The sequence below is a fragment of the Ferrimonas marina genome (assembly GCF_900129905.1).
Taxonomy (GTDB): domain Bacteria; phylum Pseudomonadota; class Gammaproteobacteria; order Enterobacterales; family Shewanellaceae; genus Ferrimonas; species Ferrimonas marina.
The window spans coordinates 26,168-52,718 of sequence record NZ_FQXG01000003.1 but is presented as its reverse complement, the minus strand read 5'-3'; the positions used below and the strand labels follow the sequence as shown (position 1 = coordinate 52,718).

The 26,551-nt window shown below is 57.0% G+C and carries 33 protein-coding genes; 13 read left to right on the top strand and 20 right to left on the bottom strand.

The window, feature by feature from the left end:
* Window positions 1-65 precede the first annotated feature (65 nt).
* The 3 genes from BUC04_RS07235 to BUC04_RS07225 all read right to left on the bottom strand — a co-directional run bounded on the left by BUC04_RS07235 (window position 66) and on the right by BUC04_RS07225 (window position 2,691).
* The gene (locus tag BUC04_RS07235) at window positions 66-1,169 is read right to left on the bottom strand and encodes a peptidoglycan DD-metalloendopeptidase family protein (protein WP_159437664.1); all 1,104 of its coding nucleotides are present in this window, start codon (window positions 1,167-1,169) and stop codon (window positions 66-68) included.
* 538 nt (window positions 1,170-1,707) lie between these two features.
* Entirely contained in the window at window positions 1,708-2,088 is a 381-nt protein-coding gene (locus BUC04_RS07230; protein WP_067663438.1) for an HU family DNA-binding protein, read from the bottom strand.
* Between the two features lie 255 nt (window positions 2,089-2,343).
* On the bottom strand, window positions 2,344-2,691 hold the full coding sequence (locus tag BUC04_RS07225; protein WP_067663441.1) for a hypothetical protein: 348 nt from the start codon (window positions 2,689-2,691) through the stop codon (window positions 2,344-2,346).
* 125 nt (window positions 2,692-2,816) lie between these two features.
* On the opposite strand from BUC04_RS07225, the gene BUC04_RS07220 reads away from it, so the two are divergent.
* The 4 genes from BUC04_RS07220 (at window position 2,817) to BUC04_RS07205 (ending at window position 4,957) form a co-directional block, all read left to right on the top strand.
* The gene (locus tag BUC04_RS07220; protein WP_067663444.1) at window positions 2,817-3,107 is read left to right on the top strand and encodes a hypothetical protein; all 291 of its coding nucleotides are present in this window, start codon (window positions 2,817-2,819) and stop codon (window positions 3,105-3,107) included.
* A gap of 11 nt (window positions 3,108-3,118) precedes the next feature.
* Window positions 3,119-3,331: a hypothetical protein gene (locus BUC04_RS07215; protein ID WP_067663447.1), complete on the top strand. Its 213-nt coding sequence runs from the start codon at window positions 3,119-3,121 to the stop codon at window positions 3,329-3,331.
* Window positions 3,315-3,746, top strand: coding sequence for a hypothetical protein (locus tag BUC04_RS23570; protein ID WP_143165575.1), 432 nt, complete (start codon window positions 3,315-3,317; stop codon window positions 3,744-3,746). Before BUC04_RS07215 ends, BUC04_RS23570 begins: the two co-directional genes overlap by 17 nt.
* Window positions 3,747-3,820: 74 nt before the next feature.
* A complete protein-coding gene (locus BUC04_RS07205) occupies window positions 3,821-4,957 on the top strand; it encodes a mechanosensitive ion channel family protein (protein WP_143165574.1) in 1,137 nt (378 codons plus the stop codon).
* 108 nt (window positions 4,958-5,065) lie between these two features.
* On the opposite strand, the gene BUC04_RS07200 is transcribed toward BUC04_RS07205, so the two are convergent.
* The 3 genes from BUC04_RS07200 to BUC04_RS07190 all read right to left on the bottom strand — a co-directional run bounded on the left by BUC04_RS07200 (window position 5,066) and on the right by BUC04_RS07190 (window position 7,121).
* Complete coding sequence (locus BUC04_RS07200; RefSeq protein ID WP_067663456.1) at window positions 5,066-5,605, bottom strand: hypothetical protein; 540 nt, start codon at window positions 5,603-5,605, stop codon at window positions 5,066-5,068.
* 151 nt (window positions 5,606-5,756) lie between these two features.
* Window positions 5,757-6,455, bottom strand: coding sequence for a thioredoxin domain-containing protein (locus BUC04_RS07195; RefSeq protein ID WP_067663459.1), 699 nt, complete (start codon window positions 6,453-6,455; stop codon window positions 5,757-5,759).
* A 54-nt stretch (window positions 6,456-6,509) separates the two neighbouring features.
* Window positions 6,510-7,121 carry a metal-dependent hydrolase gene (locus BUC04_RS07190; protein WP_073325728.1) on the bottom strand — a complete coding sequence of 204 codons (612 nt, stop codon included), beginning with the start codon at window positions 7,119-7,121 and terminating at the stop codon, window positions 6,510-6,512.
* Window positions 7,122-7,200: 79 nt separating this feature from the next.
* On the opposite strand from BUC04_RS07190, the gene BUC04_RS07185 reads away from it, so the two are divergent.
* Window positions 7,201-7,752 carry a hypothetical protein gene (locus BUC04_RS07185; RefSeq protein ID WP_067663465.1) on the top strand — a complete coding sequence of 184 codons (552 nt, stop codon included), beginning with the start codon at window positions 7,201-7,203 and terminating at the stop codon, window positions 7,750-7,752.
* A gap of 3 nt (window positions 7,753-7,755) precedes the next feature.
* Here BUC04_RS07185 and BUC04_RS07180 read toward each other — a convergent pair whose 3' ends face one another.
* From BUC04_RS07180 to BUC04_RS07165, 4 genes are read right to left on the bottom strand one after another with little or no spacing between them, the layout of a single operon-like run.
* Complete coding sequence (locus BUC04_RS07180; protein WP_067663468.1) at window positions 7,756-8,565, bottom strand: L,D-transpeptidase family protein; 810 nt, start codon at window positions 8,563-8,565, stop codon at window positions 7,756-7,758.
* A complete protein-coding gene (locus BUC04_RS07175; RefSeq protein ID WP_067663471.1) occupies window positions 8,565-9,155 on the bottom strand; it encodes a hypothetical protein in 591 nt (196 codons plus the stop codon). Before BUC04_RS07175 ends, BUC04_RS07180 begins: the two co-directional genes overlap by 1 nt.
* The gene (locus tag BUC04_RS07170) at window positions 9,149-9,607 is read right to left on the bottom strand and encodes an NUDIX domain-containing protein (RefSeq protein WP_067663474.1); all 459 of its coding nucleotides are present in this window, start codon (window positions 9,605-9,607) and stop codon (window positions 9,149-9,151) included. The genes BUC04_RS07175 and BUC04_RS07170 overlap by 7 nt, the downstream gene beginning before the upstream one ends.
* 2 nt (window positions 9,608-9,609) lie before the next feature.
* Window positions 9,610-9,897 (bottom strand): HU family DNA-binding protein, encoded by a 288-nt coding sequence (locus tag BUC04_RS07165; RefSeq protein ID WP_067663477.1) that lies wholly within the window; start codon window positions 9,895-9,897, stop codon window positions 9,610-9,612.
* 107 nt (window positions 9,898-10,004) lie between these two features.
* Between BUC04_RS07165 and BUC04_RS07160 the strand changes: the two genes are divergently transcribed.
* Complete coding sequence (locus tag BUC04_RS07160; protein WP_067663479.1) at window positions 10,005-10,832, top strand: hypothetical protein; 828 nt, start codon at window positions 10,005-10,007, stop codon at window positions 10,830-10,832.
* Between the two features lie 30 nt (window positions 10,833-10,862).
* Here the strand turns inward: BUC04_RS07160 and BUC04_RS07155 are convergent, their stop codons facing one another.
* From BUC04_RS07155 to BUC04_RS07145, 3 genes are all read right to left on the bottom strand, one after another.
* Window positions 10,863-11,309, bottom strand: a complete 447-nt coding sequence (locus BUC04_RS07155; protein ID WP_143165573.1) for a hypothetical protein — start codon at window positions 11,307-11,309, stop codon at window positions 10,863-10,865.
* Between the two features lie 53 nt (window positions 11,310-11,362).
* Window positions 11,363-11,659 (bottom strand): hypothetical protein, encoded by a 297-nt coding sequence (locus BUC04_RS07150; RefSeq protein WP_067663484.1) that lies wholly within the window; start codon window positions 11,657-11,659, stop codon window positions 11,363-11,365.
* Between the two features lie 75 nt (window positions 11,660-11,734).
* Window positions 11,735-12,331, bottom strand: a complete 597-nt coding sequence (locus BUC04_RS07145; RefSeq protein ID WP_067663487.1) for a hypothetical protein — start codon at window positions 12,329-12,331, stop codon at window positions 11,735-11,737.
* A gap of 57 nt (window positions 12,332-12,388) precedes the next feature.
* Between BUC04_RS07145 and BUC04_RS07140 the strand changes: the two genes are divergently transcribed.
* The 3 genes from BUC04_RS07140 (at window position 12,389) to BUC04_RS07130 (ending at window position 15,612) form a co-directional block, all read left to right on the top strand.
* Window positions 12,389-12,646 (top strand): cold-shock protein, encoded by a 258-nt coding sequence (locus BUC04_RS07140; RefSeq protein WP_067663490.1) that lies wholly within the window; start codon window positions 12,389-12,391, stop codon window positions 12,644-12,646.
* Between the two features lie 76 nt (window positions 12,647-12,722).
* Window positions 12,723-14,942, top strand: coding sequence for a helicase HerA domain-containing protein (locus BUC04_RS07135; protein WP_067663493.1), 2,220 nt, complete (start codon window positions 12,723-12,725; stop codon window positions 14,940-14,942).
* 106 nt (window positions 14,943-15,048) lie between these two features.
* On the top strand, window positions 15,049-15,612 hold the full coding sequence (locus BUC04_RS07130; protein ID WP_143165572.1) for a hypothetical protein: 564 nt from the start codon (window positions 15,049-15,051) through the stop codon (window positions 15,610-15,612).
* A gap of 11 nt (window positions 15,613-15,623) precedes the next feature.
* On the opposite strand, the gene BUC04_RS07125 is transcribed toward BUC04_RS07130, so the two are convergent.
* The 6 genes from BUC04_RS07125 to BUC04_RS07100 form a co-directional block, all read right to left on the bottom strand.
* Window positions 15,624-16,301 (bottom strand): hypothetical protein, encoded by a 678-nt coding sequence (locus BUC04_RS07125; protein WP_067663499.1) that lies wholly within the window; start codon window positions 16,299-16,301, stop codon window positions 15,624-15,626.
* Window positions 16,301-17,320, bottom strand: coding sequence for a hypothetical protein (locus tag BUC04_RS07120; RefSeq protein WP_067663502.1), 1,020 nt, complete (start codon window positions 17,318-17,320; stop codon window positions 16,301-16,303). Before BUC04_RS07120 ends, BUC04_RS07125 begins: the two co-directional genes overlap by 1 nt.
* Entirely contained in the window at window positions 17,305-18,300 is a 996-nt protein-coding gene (gene cas7fv, locus BUC04_RS07115) for a type I-Fv CRISPR-associated protein Cas7fv (protein WP_067663505.1), read from the bottom strand. Before cas7fv ends, BUC04_RS07120 begins: the two co-directional genes overlap by 16 nt.
* On the bottom strand, window positions 18,297-21,137 hold the full coding sequence (locus BUC04_RS07110; protein WP_159437663.1) for a DEAD/DEAH box helicase family protein: 2,841 nt from the start codon (window positions 21,135-21,137) through the stop codon (window positions 18,297-18,299). Before BUC04_RS07110 ends, cas7fv begins: the two co-directional genes overlap by 4 nt.
* A 43-nt stretch (window positions 21,138-21,180) precedes the next feature.
* Complete coding sequence (locus BUC04_RS07105) at window positions 21,181-21,675, bottom strand: type I-F CRISPR-associated endoribonuclease Cas6/Csy4 (protein WP_159437662.1); 495 nt, start codon at window positions 21,673-21,675, stop codon at window positions 21,181-21,183.
* A 304-nt stretch (window positions 21,676-21,979) separates the two neighbouring features.
* Window positions 21,980-22,543 (bottom strand): hypothetical protein, encoded by a 564-nt coding sequence (locus BUC04_RS07100; RefSeq protein WP_067663514.1) that lies wholly within the window; start codon window positions 22,541-22,543, stop codon window positions 21,980-21,982.
* A 670-nt stretch (window positions 22,544-23,213) separates the two neighbouring features.
* Here BUC04_RS07100 and BUC04_RS07095 point away from each other — a divergent pair.
* Window positions 23,214-23,540, top strand: coding sequence for a cold-shock protein (locus tag BUC04_RS07095; protein ID WP_073325726.1), 327 nt, complete (start codon window positions 23,214-23,216; stop codon window positions 23,538-23,540).
* 143 nt (window positions 23,541-23,683) lie between these two features.
* On the opposite strand, the gene BUC04_RS07090 is transcribed toward BUC04_RS07095, so the two are convergent.
* On the bottom strand, window positions 23,684-24,253 hold the full coding sequence (locus tag BUC04_RS07090) for a hypothetical protein (protein ID WP_067663519.1): 570 nt from the start codon (window positions 24,251-24,253) through the stop codon (window positions 23,684-23,686).
* 477 nt (window positions 24,254-24,730) lie between these two features.
* Here BUC04_RS07090 and BUC04_RS07080 point away from each other — a divergent pair, with 477 nt between their 5' ends.
* The 3 genes from BUC04_RS07080 to BUC04_RS07070 all read left to right on the top strand — a co-directional run bounded on the left by BUC04_RS07080 (window position 24,731) and on the right by BUC04_RS07070 (window position 26,493).
* The gene (locus BUC04_RS07080) at window positions 24,731-25,123 is read left to right on the top strand and encodes a hypothetical protein (RefSeq protein WP_067663525.1); all 393 of its coding nucleotides are present in this window, start codon (window positions 24,731-24,733) and stop codon (window positions 25,121-25,123) included.
* Between the two features lie 7 nt (window positions 25,124-25,130).
* The gene (locus BUC04_RS07075) at window positions 25,131-25,526 is read left to right on the top strand and encodes a response regulator (RefSeq protein WP_067663528.1); all 396 of its coding nucleotides are present in this window, start codon (window positions 25,131-25,133) and stop codon (window positions 25,524-25,526) included.
* A 67-nt stretch (window positions 25,527-25,593) separates the two neighbouring features.
* The gene (locus BUC04_RS07070) at window positions 25,594-26,493 is read left to right on the top strand and encodes a DNA replication terminus site-binding protein (RefSeq protein ID WP_073325721.1); all 900 of its coding nucleotides are present in this window, start codon (window positions 25,594-25,596) and stop codon (window positions 26,491-26,493) included.
* The last annotated feature ends 58 nt before the right edge of the window (window positions 26,494-26,551 follow it).

Below are 26,551 nucleotides of genomic sequence, written 5' to 3'. Positions count from 1 at the left end.
ACCCCTGATACGTTACTAATCGGCAGAATATGGGCATTTGGTAAGTCACTTCAATGCTTTTCTGATCACCCAAGGTGGCTTTGGTAACGAGCCAGGCGCTCAATAAAGCCCTCCGCCATCAGCTGCTCCAGATCCTTCGATGCTGGCAGCGGCATAGTGAGCGGGTTCTTAGGTACCCCGTTTTCGTGGATCTCAAAATGCAGGTGGGGCCCAGTGGAACGGCCAGTATTACCCAGGGAGCCGATCACCTGACCGCGCCGAACCCTCTGCCCCTTGGTCACTGCCATGTCTGACAGGTGCAGATAATAGGTCTGGTACTTACCGTGCTTAATCCGGATGAAGTTGCCATTGAGTCGCTTATACCGGGCCTCAACAACCTCACCGTCAGCGGCCGCCAGCACCGGGGTGCCGACCGGACCAGAAAAATCCACGCCGTTGTGCGGGGCGGTCCTACCGGTAATGGGGTGCTTGCGATTTGGCGAGAAGCCGCTGCTGATCCGACGGTACTCCAGCACCGGCTTACGCAGGAAAGCCAGGGCGCCTGTCTCCCCATCCTCGGTGTAGAACTGCCCATCCATATGGCGATAAAGCGTAACGGACACCCTGGCTCCCTGGTATTGCACCGCTACCGCTTGTGCCGGAGAAACAGCCTGACCGCCAGCAACGACCTCTTTCAACAGCACCCTGAATCGGTCGCCGTTACGGATGTCCTTACCGAAATCGACCCGCCACTCAAGGTGACGCACCAAGCCCTGGACCATCGACGCCGATAGACCGGCCTGAACCGCACTGTCAAAGAAGACACCGCGCTGGACCTGGCCAGCGACAACGCGGATCACCGTCTCAGTCTCTTTGGCCTCGAAGACAGGGTAGAAGCGACCTTTCGAGTTGCGCTTCATCACCATGGCCTCACCAGCTGAGCTGTCCATGGATAACTCCACCAGAGCCCCCTCGTGCTGGCGGATGAACAGCTCTTCCCCGCTGCGCAGGGTGGATAGCCGAGATCTCGACCGCTTATCCCGCAGCAACTCCACCACCGTAACAGCCAGATCCCGTACCCCATGCTGCCTGAGGATCTTGGTTAGGTTATCGCCACTGGCCACCCGATGGGCCACCACGCTCCCCGCCGGTGCCGGCTGTGCCTGACTGTCACGGGCGGCACTTGCCACTGGGGCAACGACAGCTTCAACAGCAGGAGTAACGGCCTCAGCCACCTCATGGTCACCAGTGCTCCCCCCTGCCTTGCTGGCGGTGGGATCCTCAGCCCCGTGGCCCGCAGGTGGCCTCTCGGGTAACTCCGCCCCCGCTTCAGCCTGCACCAGAACTTGGTTGGCTGACGCTGTCGAGTTCTCTGATACTGAAGCCGGATCTGCAGTCTCCGACCGATCAAGGCCAGTGTCGGCAGGTTGGTTCAGCATGGCAGCTAGGTTATCGATCAGCTGATCCATTTGCTCGGCAGTGTAATGATCGCTTGGGTCACCACCCGGTGGCGCCACCCAGGCATCACCAACGAAATCGCCAGCAAGCAGGGGAGCGTCATCAATAGGATCAGAGCCAAGATCGAAGCCAACAACAGCGGGGTCGGGAGTAGGCGTGGTAAATCGGCCAAGCAAAAATGCCAGGACGAAGACACAGAAGTACAGAGGCAGCCCCCGGCGCGACAGCGCCGGGAGCTTGAAGTTTCTAGGGTGCATAATTAATGCTTGGTCAGGCCGCAGTAGCAGCGGAACGGTTCATATGCCGAGCCTGGGCTTGTGCTAATCCCGGCCGGTCCCGAACGGGTGCTGACTTGTTAACGGCCTCGGCCAGACCCTTGGCGGCCTTAAAACGGATGCGGATCTTGGCATCGACTGCGACCGGATCACCGGTTTTAGGGTTGCGGCCCATCTTAGGACGAGACATCTTGCCCTCGAAACAGCCGAACCCACGCAGCTCCACCCGGCCACCGTCCGACACGGTTTGCTGGATACAGCCCAGGAAACTGTCGACCAGGGTCGCGACCTCGGCCTGCGAGAAGCCAAGCTCCTCGAGTTCCAGGTCGTTGTGGATTTCCCTGCAAAGCTCACTACGAAGAATGTAATCTGTCAAAACTGCATATCAATCACTGGCTTTCTTACGGATAGGTATAACCGAGGTTGCCAATAACCACAATAGGATGAAACGACGATATGAGGTTCTCAATTCAAGGGGTTACCGCGGCGCTGTTTATCGTGGTGGCGCTGTGCTCACTGGGGATGGCGGGCTATTTTGCAACAACAGAGCCCCCGCAAGCACAGCTTAGCGGGGGCTGGGTATTCCTGGCAGTATTGTCTTCCGCCCTGGCGGTACGGCTAGTGCGAAAGCTTATTGCTTGAACCGCTCGTAGGGCAGGTAGGCTTTAACCGTACCTGGGTACTCATGGGCACACACGCGAGTGAGAACGTAGGTCGCGGCTATCAAAGCCAGGCCCATGCCTATCATCCAGGTGTCAGAGTGAGCAATCTTGCTCACAACCCCATGCAAAATCTCGGAGCAATACGCGACCACCAGGTACGGCGATGCTTCCGCATTCTTGGCCAGCAGAGGCAGCAAGTTGGTCTTAGTCGCCATGAACACCAGCATGACATACCAAAACACCATGCGACCCACCATGCGGTAGCCGTGATAATGGTAATGGGATTTGGTCCGGGAGTGGCTGACTTGTTCCATCATGTCGCCTCTATAATTTCCATAATTATCTCCGAGTATACAAAATAACCACCCCAGGTCAACCATTTATTTAGGCAATATAACGAATGGGATGATCCCGGGTGGTATTCTTTAAGTGAGGTGAAACGATGCTAGAAACCGACCTTCTCAATATTGAGCGACAGATCCACATGCTCCACAAGAGCCTGGTCAAGATCGGGATGAAGGTCGATCGTGCTTGCATCAACACGGAGGTTCGTGACTCCCTGAGCGGAGACATTGACTCCATTATCGAGGACCTGGCCAAGTACTCTGCCTTCCTACTCGATGTGCAGACCAGTCTGGCCAACCACGAGTTTCACCAAAACCCTAGGAGAACTCAGTTTGTACTTTCGCAGTTCCGCCACGTCCGGAAGTTTTGTGAGACGCAAGCTGCTTAACGGAGCAGCCAATGGATAGATTTGAACTCATCGAGGATAAGCACAAAAGGCAATGCCCGGAGACCTGGGACATGCAGGGCTTTATCGCCGACCTAATGGCCAAAATAGCCGCGGGTGAAATTCCTAAAGAGCAGGCTGTCGCGCAAATGTTTAGCCGGGCGAAAAGTAACCTCAGTAAGGTAGCCGAGCTCCAGAGGAACCAGGACTGTGAGCCGTTACACTAACGTCTTACTCTCAGTGATCGCACTTGCCATGATGTCCTTACCGGCACATGCCGGCGAGCATGAGGTGAGCCTAAAGCCCCCCGCACCCAAAGCAGAGACAGCCGAGCAAGCCCACCGTGTCGGAACACTAAAGCGCCACTTCTATCAGGCCGCGAAACAGGACAACCCCCGCACAGGCCCGAGCATTGATCAGCGCCCCTATCAACAGCGTCTGGCTGAGAAGTTGGAAAATCGGGAATCGCCCTCTATCGCGCAGCCTAGCGGCCACGCCAAGTTGAAACAACAACTCAAAGAAGTCGGCCCCAGCGTGCGCAAAGCAGATCATGCCAGGATGCATGAATTAATGCGCATGAGTTACAGCGAAAATGTCGTAAAGCCAACCAGGCGCACTCACGACCACCCCTGGCTGAAGTAATTTCCACCTAGCAACCATCTCCCCTTTGACGATGCGTTAAGATTTATACACACGCATTATTATTGGTACCCCCTGTGGAAGCGGCACAAGAAATCCCCCTCTCTCCTGGCCAAGTTTTGGTGTTGAAACTTCTGCTGTCATTCGTAGGGGCATGGCTGAGTCACTTCCTGCTCAAACGCCTTATTCACCAAGGTATGCTTGCCGCCGATCGCGAAGAGCCCGGCACCAAGACCCGAGCAATTCAAAGCGCTATCAGAGCGGTCTACTGGCCTGCCCGTGTCGGTATTGTGCTAGCATTCCTCAACCTGGTTGCATCAGGCCTAGGCGACTACTTCGCCGTAGCCGTACAGTCCAGACTTGGGCCACTCAATTGGTACCTGTCCTGGGGCCTGGCCCTGTGGTTCACACTCTCCCTGATTGGCAAGTTCCGCGAGTCCATTGCGCAGGATGCCCTGGCGCACAACAAGCTCATTGATTCCGACGACCCTAATTCGCGCTCGCTCTACCGCGATACCACCCACATCGAGACCGGCGCCCGGGTGCTGAGCATTTTCATGGTGGTGGCCTTTGGCTTGACCGGGCTGCAGGAGGCGGGCGTCTCCATGTCTGCACTGGCGGCCTTTGGTGGCTTTGGCGGCCTGGCGGTCACCTTCGCCGCCAAGGACTTCCTGAGTAACATCTTCGGCGGCCTGATGATCTACCTGGATAAACCGTTCACTGCCGGTGACTGGATCAAGGCTGAGGCGGATGGCATTGAGGGCATTGTCGAGGATGTCGGCTGGCGGATCACCACCATCAGGAAATTCAACAAGGTCCCCCTGTACGTGATGAATGCGCAATTCGCTAAGATCAACGTCGAGAACATCAGCCGCCTCACGCACTACCGACTCTACGAACGACTGTACATAGACACGGCTGACGCGGCCCTGGCGCCGGCCATCATGCGGAGCGTTGCTGGCATGCTGGAGAGCCACTCAGAGGTCGACGACAGCCAGACGGTGCTAGTGAAGGTTGACAGCATTGAGGATGGCAGGCTGCGGTTCTTTGTCTTGTGTTATTGCCGCACTACGAAGTGGGCCCTATATCACCAGATCAAGCAAGAACTGCTGCTGAACATCAACCAAATCGTCCAGGAGCATGGCTCTAAGCTGATTACGCCGCAACGAGCCGTATTGTTCCAGCCGGAACTTGCCGTGGAGAATAACCTTTAACTACGGACTGACTCGCCAAGCCACTCCCGCAGTGCTGCTAGACACTCAATATAAATGGCCACCAGATTAAGCTGGTGGCCATTTTAGATATCCCGTAGCGCTTGTCAGTCACCCTATTTCCGGTGAAGCCAAATCCACTTCCTTCACCGGCGCAAACCTTACAGTCTCAGTAGGGCCCAAAGGGACAATCTCGGCAAACCGAGCATGCAACGCTTTAGGCTCAACTATGTACTCACCACCATGCTTCCACATATGGCGTGCTAACCCAGCCTCTTCGAAGCGTTCATAGATACGCTTCGCTTCATCACTGAGTCGGCTGTGGTACTCCTGGCCCGACACAAGGCCGACATGCTGATTCACCAGGGCCAAGACATCACCATACAAGCCCTTTCCCCGATGCGCGGGTTCGATGTTCGCGTCTTCAGCCCGAATGTAACCACTGGTTTCGCAGTACGCAAAGTAGCCGGAACCAACGATGTCCCCTGCCGGGGAGTACAAGCGCCAGACCAGCCCAGGCTCCGTGCCACTACTGCCATCGTCATACTCAACATCGATGATGGTTTCGTGCTTACGAAAACTCAGTTTATAAATCTCGCCATTCTTTTTCGTGGCATAGGTGTTACCGACTAGCGCCTTGATAGAGTTCATTCCACACCCCACTTAAGCAAAACAAGTGCTCGAGCCGTCATGGCCCAGATCATGACCTGGCTCAGAGCGCACGGGATGCACACTGTCCACGGTACTTGAACCGCAATCCACCAACTAGCTGAGTCTAGGTGAGTACCCAGGCCTGATTGAATTACGGCTGTGTGGCCATCAGCCAATCCGACACCGCCACGATTTCGTCGTAGCCGGAGGTGATGTTTTCGATCATTACCCGGTACTTGCCGGAAACGGCTATGGCCGGTGTGGCATTCATGTGCGGGGTCAGCGCTTGTACCACCTGGCGGTCACGATGAAACTTCTCAGCAAACGACTGGCGCTGGTAGGTCTTATTGAATACCTCCGCTAGCTGCGGGAAGCCCATCCGGACAAAAAACATCTCATCCCCAGGGAACTTGCGGAACCCGGCGTGGCGGGCCTTTAGGTACTCCGGGTGAAGCGCCTCATGGCCGAGATGTTCCAGCGCGTAGTAGCGCATCGCCTCTACCCGATTTCGACCCCAAGGAGCAGGGACATAGGCCATCTCCGGCTTACTGCCGATATAGGCGAAATCCTCATAGGCCTCCTCGAGCCTGGCGCAGTGCACGCAGGCATAAGAGAACAGCATGGTGACGTTCTCTTTAGTCACAAACAGCGGCTCCTCCAAACGCTCCCAGTGCTGACCCTCGATGAACTCGGCTGCCGGAATGCCCCGCTTTGCCTGATCGGCGATGTCGGACGTTACCTGTTTGGCACCGATGTTAACCCTGAAATCGATAGAGCCATGCTTCCAATAGCTATAACCAAAAAACGCAACCACCAACAGGATGGCCGGCATTACCAAACGCTTAAACATGAACCGTACTCCTAGAAACAGTAACTCTAATTATTAATACACATCAGACAAACCTTAACCCCCGATCACGGTAAGAGCGCGCAGCGGGTTTAGTAGGTAGCTCTCAACCCATGGCCAACCAGGGGAATCCTGAGCCATTTGCCAGAGGAGAACATAGTAGGGTTGCGCACCACCTACCGTGGCGACGAACGCCTGCAGACCCAACATCAACATGATCAATACATACCACATCTCGGGTTCCCTACCGGTCCGGATCCATATTAAGGGTACGCGCCAGCGGGCTCTGTTGGGCCACAACAACGGCACCCCCCGGGCCGTGAATGCATCACACAGCATGTGACTGAGGTAGCCAATAAGCCACGCCTGCACAAAGAGGGTCCAGTCGGGGTAATCCATCAACACCAGATGACTGAAGGCCAAGGCCATGGCCAACACACATAAGCCGGAATGCGAAAACCCGCGGTGACCAATCAGCGCGCTAATCGGGCGGGACAAGAAGGGCACCAGGCTGCCAATGCGGGATTTTGGGTGGTCGAGATCCGGGGTAAGCGCCCCAACGATGGCCACTGGAGCTGTAACCAGCATATCGTTAACCCCAATGCTTAGCGCAGCACCGGCATGCAACCATACGGCCACACCACCATAGATGTGGGACTTGTAGTTCACTTCTGGTTTCGCCTGTTTCTTATTATTATATCGAAATGAAGTAGTGACCCCGGCCCTGGCGCCACAAGGACCCGTTTTCATGCAAGTGCGTGTGCCTGATATCGTTTCTCTGACCTATGCTAACCAGCAAAAGGGGCTGTACACCGGCTACGCTGCTCAGCGCACGGCTGCGGATCCCTCCTTGCTCGAGGGACGCTCGATCACCCGGGTTGGGCCAGGGTGGCAGATTGCATCTTTGCAGCTGGATATCATCCGCAACCTGCTGCTAAAACTAAACCGGCGCCTCGCATCCCCGAGAGCGTCGAGGGATTCACTGCTCGATCTGATTGAAGAAGGTGAGTCATTGCTGGCCTATCTGGATGACCAGGAACTGGCTGGGTTGCTCAAGATGCTCAACAGCGAAGCGTCGCTGGAGCAGATGCGCGATGGGGTAGGGGGGCTACTGGACTTGGTATCGAAGGAGTGGGAAAAAACCGGATTCTGCCTGCAACTCGAGGCTGAATCAGCGGATGAGACCGGCCCTGCACTGGACCGGCTTACCGGGCAAACCTATGAACATCCCAAGGGGGTGATGCTCAGCCATGGCCCGATCCCAGACGAGGACCACCTGAACAGACTGCTGACCCCGTAGGGCTTACCAGAATAGCTGCTCCATCATCGCACTCTCAGCCGGCGCCTGATAGCCCGGCCACAGGCCGTAGAGATCTGGGCTAAACCGCGGATCCCCTTCCTCATCTACCCACACCGGCATGTAGAGCAGGTGCAACGGTACCGGTGTACCCAGCTCCACTATCTCCGGGACTGCCCTTTGCTCTAGCAGTGAGATCTGGTCACCGCCAAGCAGAAAGTCGACCAGCGCCTGCGGATCTTCTACCCGGACGCAGCCAGCACTGACCGTTCTGCTCTCAGGGCTGCGGCCAAAGATGGATCTGTCCGGGGTGTCATGAAGGAAGACATTCATGGGGTTCGGTGCTTTGAACTTCACCGTGCCCATGGCATTGGCCCAGCCCGGCTGCTGCACCAGGTATACCCCTTCGTACTCGGCCTGCAGCTGGAGCCAGTCGATGGCGCTGTCCGGGATCCTTTGCCACTGGTCATCGTACAGGCGATACCCCAGGCCTGAGAATTTATCGGGATCGGCAATGAACTTGGGGATCAGATCTCGCTGGGCCATTCCAGCCGGTACGTACCAGCGGGGGTTCACCTCAAGGTACTCGATCGCATCGGTAAACAGCGGGGTGGGACGATTCAACCGGCCCACCCCGGCTTTCATGCGCCGAACCAGTTCCCCGTCCTGCAGCAGCCAGACTTCGGCAGCAGCCACATTAACCACCACCTCCTGGCCGACACCCGCCACCGCCTGCCACTGCTCCTGGCTCTTAGCTACGAACTCCGCCATAGAGGGGTACTCCTCCAGCGCAATGGCGAGGTCATTGAAGATCATCAGAAACGCCGCCTGACCTGGAACTGCCAACCGGCGGTCTTTTGTACGTCAAACCGGGCACCCACACCCCAGGTGCGGTTAATGTCGACCATGAACTGACTGTAAAGCCCAGTTCGGTGGTAGCCGTCGAGGTTGGTGTACTGGATCCCCCCCTCGAAGAACAGCCCCGGGATGAAGATCTCAGCGTCCATCCCAGCGTTCAGACGGTAACCGTACCCCGCCTCATCCCGCTCATGATAGAGCCCATAGGCCCGCAGGTAGCCATACACCCCCTCGGTGTTGATGACGGCCAATTCCCGGGCCAGATCCAACCGGAGTGTAGCGCCCAGGCCCACTTCGCCCCAGGGAGCACGTCCCGAACCATCGGCGTAGGTACCGGTGGTCTCGACGGCGAAGTTACGGTGGAACTGATTCACAGCCCGGAAACTGGCCCCGGACAGGGCCTGGTCAGCCGGGTGGGAGTAGACATAGCCCAGCGTAGCATGACGCTCGCTAGCCAGCGCCCCAAAGCCTATTGTACACAACACACAGGCCAGCAAAGCCTTGAACCCGCCATGGGTCCGCTTCAACGTCCGCAGCGGAACTACCATCCAGTTTCCTCAATCTTATCTTCGATGATGGCCAGCAATGTCCGCTCATACAGGCGACGAAGGCTGCCACACATCAACAGCTCAGCCCGGCCCAGCGGCACAAATTCATACTCGCTGGCCTCGGAGTGCAACTCACCCTCATGCTCGAAGTAGCTGTTGCAGAACAGATCGCCTATTTCCACCCCACTGCTGAAGTGCAGGTACAGGTGCAGATCCTTTTTGAAGTTGTACTCGAACTGGCCAAGGTCGATCAGCTGACTCGGCGTTAACACCATGCCAGTCTCTTCCTTGGTTTCCCGGATCGCCGCCTGCAGTGGGGTCTCATCCGGGCGCTTTACCCCTTTGGGGATGTCCCAATGAGAATTGATCTTGGCGTGCATCAACAACAAGCGGTTTGAGTCGTTGATCACCAGCACGCCACACGACAGCTGCTTCTCCGCCTCAGCACCCACTGTTAGGCCACCTGGTCTTTGAGCTTGGAGCCCGGAACGAAGGAAACTACACGGCGCGCTGAGATCATGGCCGGCTCCTTGGTTTTCGGGTTGCGGCCAGGACGGGGGTTTTTATCGGTCAGCTTGAAATTGCCAAAGCCCGACAGGCGCACTTCCTTACCCGACGCTAGGTTGCTGTGCATGCGTTCCAAGATAGTCTGGACGATCATCTTCGCCCGAGTCTTGGTTAGCTTCAGTTGCGGATTCGCTTTGATCAAGTGCTCCGCCATCATCTCTTTGGTTACCGTCATACTCAACCTCACAAGGCAATACCAACGTTCACAGATTAACAGCGGTCCCCGGAACTCCCAATACGCCGATGGAGCAATATTGTGAAAGGATTCGTTATACTTTAAATATGCACGTTACCGACGACAGCAAACACGACTTCCTGATCAGCCGCCCGGTCTTGTTCTGCCTGAACAGGAACCCGGCCGTTTGGGATTCCCAGGAAGCAAAGCACTGCCAGGAACTCCGTGACAAACTGAATCACGAGTTCGACACCATGCCGCCGGAACGCAACTCGGTGAAACTGGCCATGACCATTGGTGAAGCAAGGCACCTGGTCAAGGTACTGGTTACCGCCACCAACGAGCACAAGCTTTACGTGCTGCGCCACTACACCCCATCACTGCGCAGGCAGATTGTCATTGCCCAGCAAAGTCAGGACGGCACCAGTGATGAGTTCGACCGTGCCGCCAACCTCAATGACCAAGCAAAAGCGCTGGTTCGGCGACTCTCCCTGCAAGGCGCTGGCCTGATCCGTAGCCGGGTACAGGCGATGCCCTCCAACTGGCGGCCAGACGTGATCCCCTACCTTTCCGCTAAGCACACCCAACACCGGATCGACTTCAGCCCGACAGAACTGTTGCCTAAAGCCAGCCGCAATGGCGCGATCAGCTTTGCCTTACGGGCAGTGGTGGATAACCAGGGCCAGCCTATGCGAGAAGTCGTGACCGCCTTTGGCACCCCGCTGGGTAAGAGCAATAACTGGCAGTATCATGCCGCGGTAAGGCTGTGCGAAATGCTGGCCCTGTGTGCGGAAGGGTATCTCAAGCGGGTGACCGGGACCCCGGCATCGTTCAAAGGCAACGCACCGACCGAAGGCAGCAAGATGCTGCTGGAACTGCTGATCAGGAAACTGGTCACCGACACCATCCCCAAGAACGTGAAACCCGCCAAGTAGGCGGGTCATCATGCTATCGCTGTTTGCGGGCTAGTGTCCGGCAGCCTGAAACGCAGTATGCGGGATGTAAAGGCTCTCTACCCGATCACCGATGTCCAGCAACGCGACGTGCCCCACGGTTTTGTATACCTCAAAGTCACGCTGCGGCAACTCGAACTCCAGCATGAAGTAGCGCCCGCAACCCTTGGGATCACAGAACTTCCCCAACTCTGCTTGCCGAGTCACGGTGCCCTCACCGTCGCGCAAAGCCACAACCCGATTCTCACTTTCGTAGTACTTACCGCGGTAACGTACCGTTGCGACGATGGGCTTGCCGGCAAACTGGGTTACCACCAGGTTCATGTGGGTAAGGCAGGACTCGGTTTCGTCGGTGCAAATTTTGACGTAGCTATACGAAAGCCTATCCAGGGGATCCTTACTACTAACGGAGCATGCCGCCAGGAGTAGAGCAGAAACTGCAATAAATATGTACTTCATGCTTCTCAACGCCATGTTTAACTCACAAAAAAGGGCCTCGAAGGCCCTTTTTCTCATCGAGACTCCGCAGGGCCTCGGTTGGGACGCCGTCGTGCCTGATACATCTCAGGCTTGATGGGGTCCATATCCTCCTCTTCCCGCTCGCCCTTGGGGGCGTTCGGAGTGAAGGCAGGCACTTTCGACTTACTGTACCATGCCAAACCACCAAAGAAGGTAAGAAGTGCGGCCGTCGCTGGCTTAAACACCGCCAGTACCGCTACACCCGCCACCGCCACCACTAACATGACGATGTGTGACACTTGCAGAGACTGGAGTCCGTCAACTCCGTCCGAGCGTTGTTGCAGCTTCATAGAAACAGTCCTTGTGTCCAAGTGAACCTTAGTTGAGCAAGAACAATTATACACAAGTATATTTTCCGAGCAACACTAATGTACACTTAACCAGTATTTTTTTTGACCGCCCTTGGAAACTGGGACTGGTGAGGCATGATAAATACGCGATATAGGCTTGAAGAGGGCGCCGCCACCCTCGTGCCTGGCGAAGTCACGATAGTCGACCTCCATGCAGTAATCCGCATCGTAACAGCGCTGGCACAACAGTACCCGTCGGCCCATGGTGAGCACGCTCTTATAGGCGTGCTTCATAGCAGGCGTCATCTCGGTCAGCGGACGGGTGGTTGCGAACACGTACAGATCCGCGTCAGACCGCCCGATCGTCATCCCTAACCCGACCGATGACAGGGACTCATCAACAACAATCTGAGTTTGGAGTTTTGACAGAGCAATGGGCGTATCGGTGACCACCAGGGCGCGTATTGATGATCCTTGGACTCGGCCACCACTGCCACAGTAATCCACCATGGCAGTCATCAAGGCATCGAACAGGTCGACGTCCTCACCCAGCCACACCCCGCGGACCAACATGGGGCCCCGGATCATTAAAACGCAGAAATCTTCGAGCACCGCTTTACTGACGAACTGGCTCGCCCCAGGCACTTCAGTTGCTTTGGCTATATGCTTCATGTATGTTTTTCGTCTTATACGCCTTTCCGTAGAATAGATGCCGTAGGAACAGAGCCGATGTCACAGGTAGAGCGCCCGCCAGTTAAGCATGTCAAAGGGACCGTGCGTCAATACGTCGCCGAGAAAGGGGGCGGTTTCATCATTCCCGATATCGCCGCGGTTGAAACCTACGTCACCAGCGACGATATCACCGGTCACACTAATCTCAAACCGGGCGACAAAGTCGACTTCACCATGGAGCTGACGGAAAAAGGCCTACGCGCCAGAGACGTAGTGCTAGTGCACCGTCGCGGCCCCAACCCCCTGCACCGTTAACTCAACCCTCCCCCTTATTGGGGATCGGATCCCCCCGTGCTAGCTTGGTTCTACATAACGATTGAACCAGGCTTTCATGACTGCAAAACCTATCCTCTCGTTCCCACTGCGCCAACGCGGTGGACGTAGCATTGGCTATCACGAAGACACCCAAGCCGACGGCAACAACGAAGCCGGCCTGAGCCTCAATGACCTGACCCGCAATCTGCTGGTGCTTGGTGGAACCGGCTCCGGCAAGACCCGCAGTGTGTTCCTCCCCGCCACCCGCTCCCTACTCGAACAGGATTGCGCGGGTCTGGTACTGGACATCAAAGGGGACTACTTAAGCTACCTTTCCAGCGCCACAGCAAAGAGCAAGCTGACCGTGATTGGCGCCTCTGAGCACTGCGACCCCATCAACCTGATCCAGGGCATGAGTGATGAGGGCCTACGGCAACTGCTTGAGGCAGAGGTCAATGCCTACCGCTCTACCGATAGGCAATGGGGCCTGGGTGGGATCCGGGATGCCCTGCTGGTGGCGCACGCACTGAAAGACTGCTTGAACACCGAGCCCTCGTTGGCGCTGATCTACGACCACCTGGTGCAACCGAATCGCTTCTGTGAAGAGCTGTGGGCAGCCATCCACCGCCGCAGCCAGCTGCCCGAAACGCTGGCGCACTACCTCAGACAGGCCATTGCTGATCGGTTCAGCATCCTGTGGATGGGTGGCTATCGAGGCCTGGGCCCCACGGATCTGATTAAGGCGGACTTCCAGCAGACACAAGCCCAGTACACCTGGCAGACCTCAGTGCTGATCGGGGTGCTGCGGCCCTTTGCCACCAACCTGGAACTAAGGGCAAAGCTCAGCGCCGAAAACACCCAGGCACCAGACATTGCCGATCTGGTGTACCGCCAGGGCAAGATCATCGTGCTGGATCTGCCTTACTCGGTGTTCGCCCAATCGGCCTACACCTGCGCCCGGATTCTTCGCCAGCGTTTTGCTGAGGCGGTGTTCAGCGTTCCGACCGAGGTACGCAAGGCCTACCAGGACACCATTGCCCCATGCACCTTCCTGCTGATTGATGAATATCAGCACTTTCTCAGCGCCACCGCCGGAGCGGCGGCGACCGGTGCGATCGACGACAACCTGTTTCTTGATAAGTCCCGTGAGTACGGGCACGTAAACCTACTGGGTACCCAGGGGTTATCGAGCCTGTTTGCCCAGGCTCCACGCGAGGCGGTCTATGCAATCTTGCAGAACTGCCGGAACAAGGTGCTGCTGTCTACCAGCGACGAGGCGACGGTACATCACTTCTGCCAGCCGACCATCTCTGATGCACAAGCAGAGGACCTGTCACGCCCCAAGGGCCGCAACTGGGCATACCTCATCTCAGACATCAATGAGGCCAGTAAGGGCGCGTCCATCCAAGCAGACATTTTGTTGGGCCAAAGCGAAGCGCTGCCCCACATGGCCCACTTTGTTGAGCACCCATTCGCACCGGCTGCCAAGAACTACCACTGGGCCAACCGGCAACTGGCTCAAAACCCGTTGCTAGAAGCGCCGCAGAGTGAGGCCGTCTCCGACGCCCCCGCTGGCCCCGTGCTGATCACAGAGGCCCTGACTGTTCATGTGCTGAGCAACGTCGAGGACTTCGATCACAACGCATCGATGCTGGCGCCGGGTTTGCGCAACCTGCTCAGCGAGGCCCGATACTCGATAGAAAACCACCTGGACTGGTTCAGCGATTACGGCAGTAAGAGCGCACCGACACTGGTTGACTCCCTAGAGTGCTTGAAAGAGGAGCTGGAAGGGCGGTTCGGCAACGAGGAAGAGCTGGTGCTTGAGGAGGCCGCTCACGTTGTGCTGATGTTACCGGCTCCAGTCGCCAAATCGCTCAACTCCGATCCGCGCTCACTGGCCATGCTGGAGCTGATCGAGGATATCAACGAAGACACTGTCCATGTGCACCTGCTCGGCCAGGATATTACGGCGGAAGACGTCCCTGAACGGGCCCGCGGCTGGTTTCGAACCGATTTGACCGATCTGGTGCTCACCGTGGCGGCACTGCATCAGGACCCCACCACAAGCTACGCCAGTGCGGACTTTGCCGAATCAGAAAGGGCGACGCTGCAGGAGCGGATCAATCGTCAGTACCTGGTGGAACGTCACAACCATTTAACCTGCATTCGCGCATTAAATCGTGCCAACCGAGAAAACGATCAGCTGCAGGTGGAACTCAAGCTAGCCCATCTGGTTGCGAACGCTGTGCAGTCAGAAGGTTCTGCTTTTTCGAGAGAAAAGTCACCGGCCGTGTAAGAGATCGGCCATTGTGAATAAGCTGTTGGCGTTGTTAGTATTCCTGACGTTGAGTTGTCGGCGCCAAAGGATTGGCGTTGTGTGAAGTTTTGGATTGAGTGGTCTTATGCATAACGGATTGGCTTTAGCGTACCTCCTTCGCAACACCACGGAAGGGACAATACAACTGGTGTTTCAAGGGCAGTGCCCATCGGAGGATCCCACCTCGGAGATGACCTACGAGCGGGTGCCGGAACTGGACTGCTATGCGGAGGATCCGGCAGCATCCAAGCTGGAGTTGGTCCTTAACCACGACGTGCCCCACGAGTGCGAGCATTGCGGCCGGATCACCGACAACCATTGCATCGACCAGGGAGAGGTTGAGCCGGTTCTCAGCGACACCTACCGCTTTTACTGCAGCCAGCAGTGTGCCGATCAGGCCCATCATGACCGCGAAAAGTACCGCGCGATGCGACGCAATCTACGCCGATCCGCCCTCGAACGATTCCCCGATATTACCATCCTTGAGCTCACCGATTGCCAGGCCTCCGGGATCAGCAGACTGATCTTCGAATTCCCCGGCGGCACCGCCCCGGCTGAGATCCGCTCCACCAACCCTTACCACGTCGCAGTGAAGCGACAAGACCGTGCAGCCTGGCAAAGCTATGCCAAGCAAGGCCTGGCCAGCTAGCCGCTAACTCACTAGCACAGCGCTAACTTGTTCAGCCTTATCGCCTCGGTAGGCTTGAGTGGCATCTGCACCGAGGTCAACTCGGAGTGGGGGTTCTGGTCGGACACCAGATAGCAGTCGATCAGTTTTGATCGGCGTACCAAGGGCGAGAAGTGTAGCGGTGCATCTGAGCTGTCCATCGGGCCCAGCAAGAGTAGGGCACCGGCTTGCTCCAACCTGTGGTAGAACGGCATCAACGTATCAGGATGCGGATCAAACATCACACGACTCAAGTCACTCAACTCGGTTTCGCTGTCGCATGCCGGGCACTGAACCACCCCTTCACCACTAACTGGGCCTGACCAGCCGCAATTGAAACAGCTGCGGTCCCCCCAGGTGCCGAACAGGGACATTACATTAGCGCCGCTCCCCTGGTGCAGCCCCAACTGCGACGTACAGGCAATGGTAAATGAGGCCTTCCACCGGCGTTGCACCTGGGCCAGAAACCGCCACAGCTCCTGCATGCCCTCAGACTGTTCATCACGTGCCTGCTGTGCATAAGCCAGTGCATTGTCGTACTTTGCCATCTCCCGGTCGGATAACACCTGGAAGGCTTTAGGGCATAAGGCTTTGCTCACCACCACCACCACGGGCGTGCCGGTACCAATACTGCACTGCTCCACGCCAAACTCAAGGGCCAAACCCTTCATCAGTCCTCCTCCGGACTTAAAACTACGCTCATCAACTGTGCGGTACCGCTGCGACCATAGCGACTCAGCAGAACCCCCGATTGCTCTATTACCCGCTGTATTTGCCGCAGGTGAGTCCAGCGCTCTTCCAGCGTGTCCTTCACCGAAGCCACCGTGAGTGTCACCTGGCCATCTGCGCGCCGCCCGCCGCGCTTGTACTGGTGCACCGACTTGGCTACTGCACCGCTGTAAAGCGCTTCGAAGTAGGGGCGGGCAGGGCTTACCCACCCACCAGCAATAGGCTTGCCGGCCACCTGCTTCAACAACCTCATCCGATTGACAAAGCCATGGGCGAAACCGCGCTCGCACCGCTGCCGGCAATGCGACACCAACAACACCATAAGCACCGCCCTGAGCTGGCGCACATGCGCCGGGTCTTTTTCGTTACGGGCATCGGCATAGCTGAGACTCAACCAATCCTCGGTCGGTGGACGGGACCACCGTGCCACCGCCTCAAGGGCATCAATCTGCCACTCCTGCCCAGGACTCATCTCACCGTCCCACCACAAAGGGGCCGCCCTCACCATCACAGCCAATTCCTCCGGCTCCAGACCTGAGAACACCGACAACACCTGCTCCGCCGAGGCAGTGATCACCGCCAGAGCGCAACTTTGCTCAAGAACCGCAACAGCCGGCTTCGCAGCGGCCCATTGGCCCGGGACACAGAGATGCCCATCCGCTGAACTTGCCGTCTTAACCCGGGCCAGCCGGGCGGAGTCCTGTTCGTGTTGCTGCCAATCAGCAATGTGACTCACCCGGACCCCCTCCAGGCACCCTTTTGGCCCCTGCTCTATCAGCGTCATTCTTCGAATGTCGCCGGCAAAGCGATGTAACAAACCCAGTGCCAGATCAGACCGACCCGTGGAGTGGTAGATGGGGTTGGCACCATGACGGCGAAACTCGGCCGCTCCCGGGCTGGAGGGGGCGTCATGCTGGCTCAAGTCAGCGCCGCTGACATTGAAGGTCAGAACCAGCACCACTGAGCCTCGTAGTATTGGGCATAGGGCTCGCCTCGCTCGTTGCCCTGGAACTTAGTGGTATCCCATCGCTGCGGCCGGTCACTAAAACAGACCCTGACATCGTCGACGGCGAACATGCCCTGACCCTGGGTGATCACCAATGCTTTAAACCGGGCGATCACCAACTGAACCAGCACCTCTATTGCGTCCTGATCCAGCAATAAGCCATATTCATTAAGCGGCACCAACGCATTGCGGCGACTGAACAGGCCTACCTGCAGCCCAGGCTTCAGCTGGTCCAACCCAAGCATCAACTTGGCACGTTCCAGGTAATCCAATATCCCTACCCGAAGGCGCTCTGTGGCCTCAACGACCCCAGCGTCCAGTGCCCCACCCTGGATTGGGTAAGCGCAGCGCCAGGCAACCGTGGACAGTGAGATGAACTGCAGATCCTCTATCCCAATCACGCATCGCCCGCGGTAAGCGGTTTCGCCGGCTGTCGTGCGACTGAAGAAGGTGTTCCCCTTGCCGTCAGCGGTGGGATCGGCACCGTGGCAGTGCTGCTCGTACAGCGTGACGTTACCCAGGGTCTCCTCGAAGTCAGAGACGGTCAACGGGGAGGCTTTCATGTAGCCTCCGGATGCGGCGCCTTTGACGGTTTCGAGGTAGCCGCGCAGTAGCCCTACTGATGAGCTGAGCATAGCCAGTAGCTTCTGCTCGAGAAAGCCAACCCCCTCGCCGGACTTGGCGTGGAAGCAGGCATCACCGGACATGGCCAGGCCAAAGGCCTCTTCCCGGAACAGGTAGTGGCGAATGCACTTGGAACTGACGTAGATCTGGCCGTTTCTCAGCTTAGGGATGGTGTGGTTGGAATACTCAGGAACGTAGGTCTGTCCGGCAACCTTGACCGGCTCCCCCTTGGTTGCTACTCCGTTCCAGTTCACCACGCCATAGCCGTGGGCCCGTATATCGAGCTCTACATACTTGATCCCGTCGATCATACTTCGACTAACCCCACTGGCACCGACTCCTTATTCGACTCCACGATGACGTAGCGAAAGCCCACCGGCTTCGCCATCCCTAACTCTTCCATGTGCTGCTCGGTCAGTCCCAACACCAGCGGGGCATCCGGCCGGCGCGCATCTACCAGCATCTGTTTCTGCACCGGGATCTTGGCAGCCCCGAAGGTCAGCCGGTTGCGCATCCGCTTGAGGCGAGCGGGGGTGACATGGGCCATGTGCCGCTTCGCACGGTCACAGACCTCATCAAAGTCCCGGCCCCGCGCCAGCCTTTGCTCATCCACGCTGACCAGCTCTGCCGGGCAGTCAGTACCCTGGCCCAGATACCCCAGTTGATGCAGGCGATCCTCTTTGTAATGCTCAAGGGGGGCGGAGCAGTACACCGACCGCCCACGCAGATTGATCTTGGAGACTTGACGCTGGCCATTACTCACCAGGTATTTCCGCGGTGCCAAAGCGCACGCCTTAAGGCCGCGCTCTTCAATCTCTGCAGAGAAAGCCAGAAAATCTGCCATGACCGCACCCTGTGCTTGCGCGGGCCAGGCCAGCGCCTGCTTTAGCCTCTGATGCCATGCCGGTAGCGACGCCTTGACCCTGTCCAGCACATCCCGGGCGATGAACGCCCCACCGGCTTGCTTATCGGATTCAGCCAACTCCCCAAGACGCTTTTTCAATTGCCTGGGCCAGGTCAGCGGTTCCCCCGACAGGCTTTCACTGAGCACGCCCCACAGTAGCGCGTCACCCTCTGTGATCCACAATCCTTGTGACCGCGCAAGTTCGGCGGAGACGTCGGACGTTTCAGAGCAGAGCAGGGCCCGATAGAATTCGAGGTAGAGATCCGACAGCTCATCCATATCGAGCGCCGATCCGGCCCGCAATTGCATCCACATCAAAAAGGCCAACGCCGTATGGGCACTGTGCTGCTTCGAGAGCGAGTAATCCTTAATAGGCTCCACCGATTCGCCTGGCAGTGGCAAGGCTGCACGGTCTGGATCGCTGAACAGCGTCACCGGGGCAAATTCCGCGCCTCCGAAGCGGGCAATACGACCAAACTGCTGCAGCGTCGATTCCGGCGCCGCTACCTCCAGCAGACCCTTAGCCCTAGAGATATTCAAAGCAGCACGCCCGGCAGGGCCACTGATCAGGCGATCAAAGAGCTGGTTAGATGTGGTGGGCCCAAAATTCGCCTGCAGCAGCGCGAGTAGGCGCTGACGGTCAGATGTGCTGAGACTGGCATGAAAGGGGAGGGCACTATGGCAACCGCGCTCGATGGCGCCCAGGTAAGCCGCTTGTACTGACGCTGCCCGGTTCAAGAACACCGCTGTGTCCTTGCAGTCTTCGCGCACGATCCGATCCTGTACTGCCGCGGCGTTGAGCCTGGCGAAGTCCAACTGGTATTTAGTCGCGCTGTGCCGGCGGCAGCGAACGCTGTGTGCTGGCTTGGACCAGTAGGCCCCAAGAAACTGAAGGTGCACCGGTGCCGGGGTACCGGACAGCAAAGTAATGTCACGATCGGACTGGTAGGTCTTGAGCCAGACTAGCTCCCAAAAGAAGGGGAGCAGGGCAGGATCGGTGATCACCTCGTGGAACTCATCAAACACGACACTGGCGGCAAGGAAGCTGATAAGCCGGTCAGCCCTGACATGTTGAAGAAGATCAGCCATCATCTGGTCTACCGTGGTCACCAGGATGTCAAAGGCCTGCTCTTCCAGCGGGACCGTACCGCCTGGACCAGTCACGGTTTGCTCATCACCGGTCAGCAACGCTATCTGGGCTTCGGGCAACTGCTGCAGCAATTCGTGCCGCACCGCTTCACACACTGCCTTACGAGGACAGATCCAATACAGGGGGACCTTACCCCTTTCCCGCGGCCTCAACCGCACGGCCTCCAGGGCAATCTTGGTCTTGCCCACCCCGGGTGCAGCGGAACAGATCCGAGCGTCGGTATAGGCCAGGGCCATGGCCGCTTTCTTTTGCTGCTGCACACGTGGCTGAGACTGGTCGAACCCGCCCAAGTAGCGAGCAATAGAAGGGGTCAATACCCCGCTCCCCATGCCGTCATCGTAGATCGCCTGCGCCATTTGCGGATAACCCGACTGCTCTACCAAGGCTGAGAGTTCGGCCGGGGACAAGGCAGAAACCGCCCGGTCGGCACACACGACCATCGCCCTGGTGATCGAGCACAGCAGGTTGTGATGCCAGTGTGCTGAATGCTCAGCACAGTGCCGCTGTACAGTTGCTTTAAGACACATCCCGTTAGCTACCTGCTTAAACGGTGCCGCGGATTTGAAGTTGAGAGACGGTGAATCCAGCAGGCCCGGCAAAGCTTCCGGAAGGTGGTGTAACTCGACACCCTGGAGATGCTCTGGTGCCGCCGTGCGGTAGGCCTCGAACGCTTCGCGGAACTCTTCTTGCTGGGACAACTGTAGTGAACGGATCACCATGGCCCTGGTGTCGTCGGCTATTCGGCCTGCTTCTGTGCGAACCAACTGCGCATGGTGCCAATAGACTCCATAGAGAACGATGTCGGGGTAAACCTGGGCATTGCCGCTTACCAAGGCCGCCGCCAACAGCAGTGAGAACTCATGATGTAGAGGCTGTACCAGGGGATCGTAGTCAGGGCACTCAGCTTCCCGCTCATCGAACTCTGCCACCTGCTGAATGTAGGCCTGAAACGCCGGCAGCATCTTACCCAGGTCCCCGCAGCGACCACTGACACGGATCGTCTCCCGCAACCGGCCCAGTGACACCTCGGGCATCCCCGCAAAACAGGCAGAGTCAAAATGAAACGCAGCCTGATCAAACAGGGCCGCAGCCAACTCACCCACCGCCTGGTTGTGCTGCCATAGGATCTGGCCCGCTTTATTGGCAATCATGTTGCAGCATCTCAACTGGGAACAGCGGCGCGATGCCGCCTAGGCCGGCGCTGAGGCCGTAACTGCTGTACGGGCCAAGGCCACTTCTAACCTCGGTGGAATCAACGGGCGCCATCCTGACAGCGATCTGAAAGCGATGGCCATTGGATGTGCTGTTGATGTCGAAACTGGGTAAGGCGTTGTCTTTGTAACGCCCGGTGGCTTTCAGTGCCCGCCGCTGCCGGCGGCGTTCGCGGGAAAAGCGGACCCAACTGGCCTGCTTAGGGATAGCTTGAACGGGGTAGGTCAGGATCCCCTCTTGACCAGACAAGGCACAAAAAGGTGGGGACACCAAAAGGCTGGACAGGGAGTGTGGGTCCTCAGCAAAGAGCACAAAGCCACGGCCCAAACTGCGCGTAGGCGCGAGGCGATAATCAGGAAAGGCTATCCCTATGGCGCCGGGAGCATCAACTGAGCCCAGCGCCTTATGCAGCAAGGTCATGACCTCCCCGTGACGGGTAGGGCCCATGACCAGAATCTGCAGTCCAATGCAGTAAACCATAAAACCAATTAATTATTGGGTTTAGGTCATACTAAGACAGGGATTGGAAAACCCCAATCCCCTTTGCAAATGCCGCTCATTCAGTGGAAGGTAAAGGCCGCGATGAGCCCGGCCAAAGCCAGCCAGGGCAGGGTTGCCCCTACTGTGGTGAATCCCGGGATCCGCTTGCAACTCAATGCCGGGACGTGGGGCCGAGGCTTTTTCACAGTTACACCGGATCGGACATTACTAGCCAAGCGAGAACTCAACGGCCGTCCATACCACGGCCAAGCTGAGTTGCTAGTTGCCGTTGCCCCTCGAGACGCTTCTTAACGTGGTGTCCGACGCTAATATCTCCTAAATCGGGGTGGCCATCACTGAACTGCGAGTAAAACTCTTCCTCAGTGTAGGAGCCAGTGATCACTCCCTTAACAGTGCCACCACCGACCCTGGACACAGCGACAGTGTAATAACGATCGGTTTCTGGGTCCTTGACTGCGCAGATCGGAGGCGCACTAACGCTGTAGCCATCTTGTGACACCACCCACGGGTGGATCGCGCCCACGACAGACCTTCCGAACTCCACATTGCTACCGAAATCAGAACGAGCCGATGTCTGAACAGGGCTGTCCAGGAACTGCTTAGCGTCCTTTAGGTTGTGCTCAGTGGCCGGAATACAGAGCGAGCGGGTGATCAACCTCCCCTCAGGATCTAAAACGGCTCCAGTGATGGGGTTAGCGCGATCAATAGCCCGGAAAACCACAATGAGGTCATCCTCATTAAATTGAACAATATCCGGACGGCCCAATCCCCGTTTTGAAATCGCCATTCCACATCTCCAACTTCATATCTACTCCTTCAGTATATCAAACGCCGATCTGACTCATGGCACTAACGAATGAGGTTCCAGGCGCAATATTTACGGACTAAAAGAGGGATGCACACCCGCGCTTAATACGTTAGCGAGAGCGGAAGGGGATAAAATGCATACCCCGGGGGCTACTGCTGGTGTAAAACTCCTTGAGGGCGACTCATATGGGGTGAACTTCGATTAGGGGTTCCGGCAGCAATAGGGCAAATTAATTCGAACAGTGCCTAGTACCACTCATATCTCGCCGCCCTCGAGCAACGGGACGGCTGTGAATCTAGTTACCGGTCTACGCCAGGCTACCACCTCCCTCATTAGACAGGCTAAGCTCAGGTTCACTTACTGGGCTTAGCGCTCAGGTGGTCTGACCTATGTTCAGCTATACCCCAGCCAGAATGCCCCCTGTACATCTCCTGAACCAACATGTACACCTGTTCAGCGAGCTTGATTCAGGCCGGGTCGCCTGTCTATCATTCGGCCCACACACCAGAAGCACAAACCACAGAGACAAACTAGGTCATCTGGAGACAAAACCTAGTACCTTGATGTTGTTTTTGTGTGTTTTTTTACTCTGGTTTCATCGCTCAATTGCTGTAAGATACACAATAGTCAATCTTCTTGAGGCCGCAGGATGTCAGCCCCGAAAACGTATAGGTTCCCAGGGACCGTCTATTACTTTGATGATGTACGTGGGTTTGGTTTCGCCAGAACAAACCACTCCGATTCTCACGTCATGATTCACCATACGGTAATCGACATGTTCGGACACCGCATGCTGTGCCAAGGCCAGAAGATCTTCATGGATTTTGTGGTACACGAGACTGACGGCAAACCCGCGTATCGCGCGACCCGCGTGGATCCTGAGTGGATGGATCCGGTTGAAGCCTACGACTACATCGCAGAAACCATGAAGCGTGAAGCCAAGGGCCAGCCAGAGGCCGAGACTGCCGAACCGTAGCACCCCAAACACTGGACACTGAGGCGGCCGTGGGCTGCTTTTTTTGTGCCTGATGCTTTTGAGGAGGCTATAAATATGCGCATCATCTATAGGGAGATAGATGCGCACTATGAATACTCTAAATATTCATTTTCTGTTACAGATTAATGGCATTCCACTTCGTCAATTCCGGAAATCGTTTTTAGGTCGGAATAGGGACGGATCGGCGGCGAAACAAATTCGCTGGCCAGCATCTCTGACTCGTTATTAGGTTCAGTCATAAGTAATGACAATTCACGCATTCGGTCGATATTGGGCTGCTCAATTTCCGCCTGGGATTTGAACTCGGACGCTTCGCCTTTGTCATCTCTTATTAACCGCAGGATGCTGAACCAAACCGTACGCTGGTTGTCGGTCCGAACATAAAGGTACTCATCCTTCTTGTCGGCGTCCTTAGTCGGGCGCAACACAAGACCATGCTTGCGAAGGTGATCAACATCGCCAACGATGGCTGTGGTCACCGCTTGCGGAGACAGGGCAAACACATGGAGTCCAAAGAATTGCCGCTCAGAGGCAATCTCTTCTGCATCGCCCCGGCTGAACCTGGCCTCAAAGTAGCCGAGATCCATCGCCATCAGCCCAAGGTCATCGAACGGCAAGCCGCGCAGCAGACGGGCGCTGCATAGCGACACGATCTGCTTATGGAAGTCCTTGGTATCGATTTCTGCCGCCATGTTCTCGCTCCTAGACCTTATTATTATTGTTCTGCGGATTGCCCAGGTTAAGACCCTTTGACACAATCGTGCTGATGACCCACTCGAGGAGCCCACGATGATCGCCTTGCTGGTCCTGCCATACCTGTTCAACCCGGTCATGTCTCTGCCGGTGATAACCCTGCTGTGCCTGGCTGCCAGCGGGCAACTAAACACTTTGGCACTGCAAACACCCTGGGCTATCGAACTCAGCACTTGGATAGTGTACCCGTTCCGCGCTGGCGGCGTGGGCTCACTTTACACCCCGCAAATTGAGGTGATGTCCGCACTGTCCCTAATCCTTGGAGCCGGATTCTGGCTTGCCATCTTAACCCCCCCCGGGCGGGCGTTCTGGCGAAAGCGCCTGCGGTACGTACTGAACCCGGGGGCGGGTAGGGTGCCCAGTTAGACCGATGGATCTGACATAATATCAGTATTAACTATCGAGAGAATTGTGCGATGAAAAGCCTGTTCCGGGGCCATGAGGCCCGCATCAACCCGAAAGAGCTGCTCGAGGGCTCCAAGTCTGTCGAAGAGAGTTTTACCTCCGAAGAACTACAGCAGGCTCTGAAGTCCTCGACTATTATCGCGGCCATCCTGTTCGTCGCAGTGCTCTTCGGCTTGGTGGCCGCCATTATTAACGACGGCTGGCTGGGCACTCTGTACAGCGTGTTCGCGTCGCTGCTGTTCGGGATCAACCTGTACCGAACCCTTTTCCACAACTGGATGGCCCGCAAGTACGTAGAGGCGCAGCGCCAAGACAGGGAAAAGCCCAAACTGACCCAGCAAGACTTCTGGCGCGATGTAGTAGCCAGCCAAGGGGGGGCCATCATTCCAGTGGCTTCCTACTAGGGGGAAGATGATGAATCACGACAGATTGCTCACCGGTAAGCGGATCCTGGTTGTTGATGACATGGAGTCGGTCTGTAAGCAGATCGCTCGCCAGCTGCGACAATTGGGTGCGACTGATATTGAACTGGCCAATAGCGGCAGCCAGGCACTAAGCATGCTCGCAACAGGCCGCTTCGACCTGGTGCTGGCGGACTGGTACATGCCGGGGATGGATGGCTTGGAACTCACCCGGCGGATCCAGCAAGACCGCGACCAAGCCGGGATCCCCGTGGTGATGGTTTCCTCAGAAAGTAGAGCTGAACTAATCAGCCGTGCGCTGGATTCTGGGGTGCAGGCCTACATCACCAAACCTTTCAACAAAACCTCCCTGGGCTCAGCGCTAGCGCCGGTCATCACTTCCTAGCCAGTTGTCCGGACAGGGTATTTTCCCTATACTCAAGGCTGTTCATTAAGCCTGAGCGAACCTCCAATTGAATCTACTGAAGCTCCATTACAGTGAAGCCTTGCGTGCCGTGGACGATCTTAAGGCGTGGATGAGTTCTGTTACGCCCACCCGAGCCCTAGCCTTTGAGATCCCCCGGGTGCCATCAGATGATGAGCACGCCCCGATCACCCACGTCGACACCGCCGAACTTCACGGCGATACGGCTGTTGCTCACTTAAAAAGCGGAATGCGTGACTTCTGGATGGTCAGGAGCGAGGAAGATGACCTGTCCTCAAAGTGTGTCGCCCGCTACCCTGGCCTACTGCAATACCCAGCAGAGCACCTCAAGACCGCCGAACCCCTGATTGCCGCACTGAACGAGACTAAGCGCGCCTTCCACGCGCACCTGCTGGAACGGTTCAAGACCCGCTCTGAACGATTTGAAGCTGTGCACGAAGCGGCACCGGGGCTAATCACACTGCAGTTTATCAGAGCCGTTCCACTGCATACAGACCCTCTACGCAGTGTTGGCTGGTCCTGGGCGCGTAAGTTCAGCCTGGTCAACTTCACCCGTGACGAACTCTTTGCCAAGCTTCTGCATATTTCCGAATCGGACGCCGTAGATACGGCCAACACCGGCTGGTCCCGCTCTGCGTGTGAGTACGCCCTGAGCGAACTGCAGCATCGTCCACCACATCAACAGTACCAGTGGCGCCGATCCATCAAGGTCCACCCTGTGTGCAACCTTCGCCGTGCTAGCGACGAGCACGGACCGAAGTCGCTGCAGAAGAAAGCCTCGCTGCCACTGTTCCTGTTCCAGGATTCACCCCTGACAAAGATCAGCCCGCTGGCCAACTTTGCCGATGCCAACCAAGCAGCCTCCCGGCCAGGTGTCACTCACCGGACCCCCTTCATCCCTGAGCTGAATCTCTACATCCGAAACTAGCCATCCTCAAGGTTTCCACCCTGCCTGTGTTAAGGTATTAATTACTCAAGTTATCCCG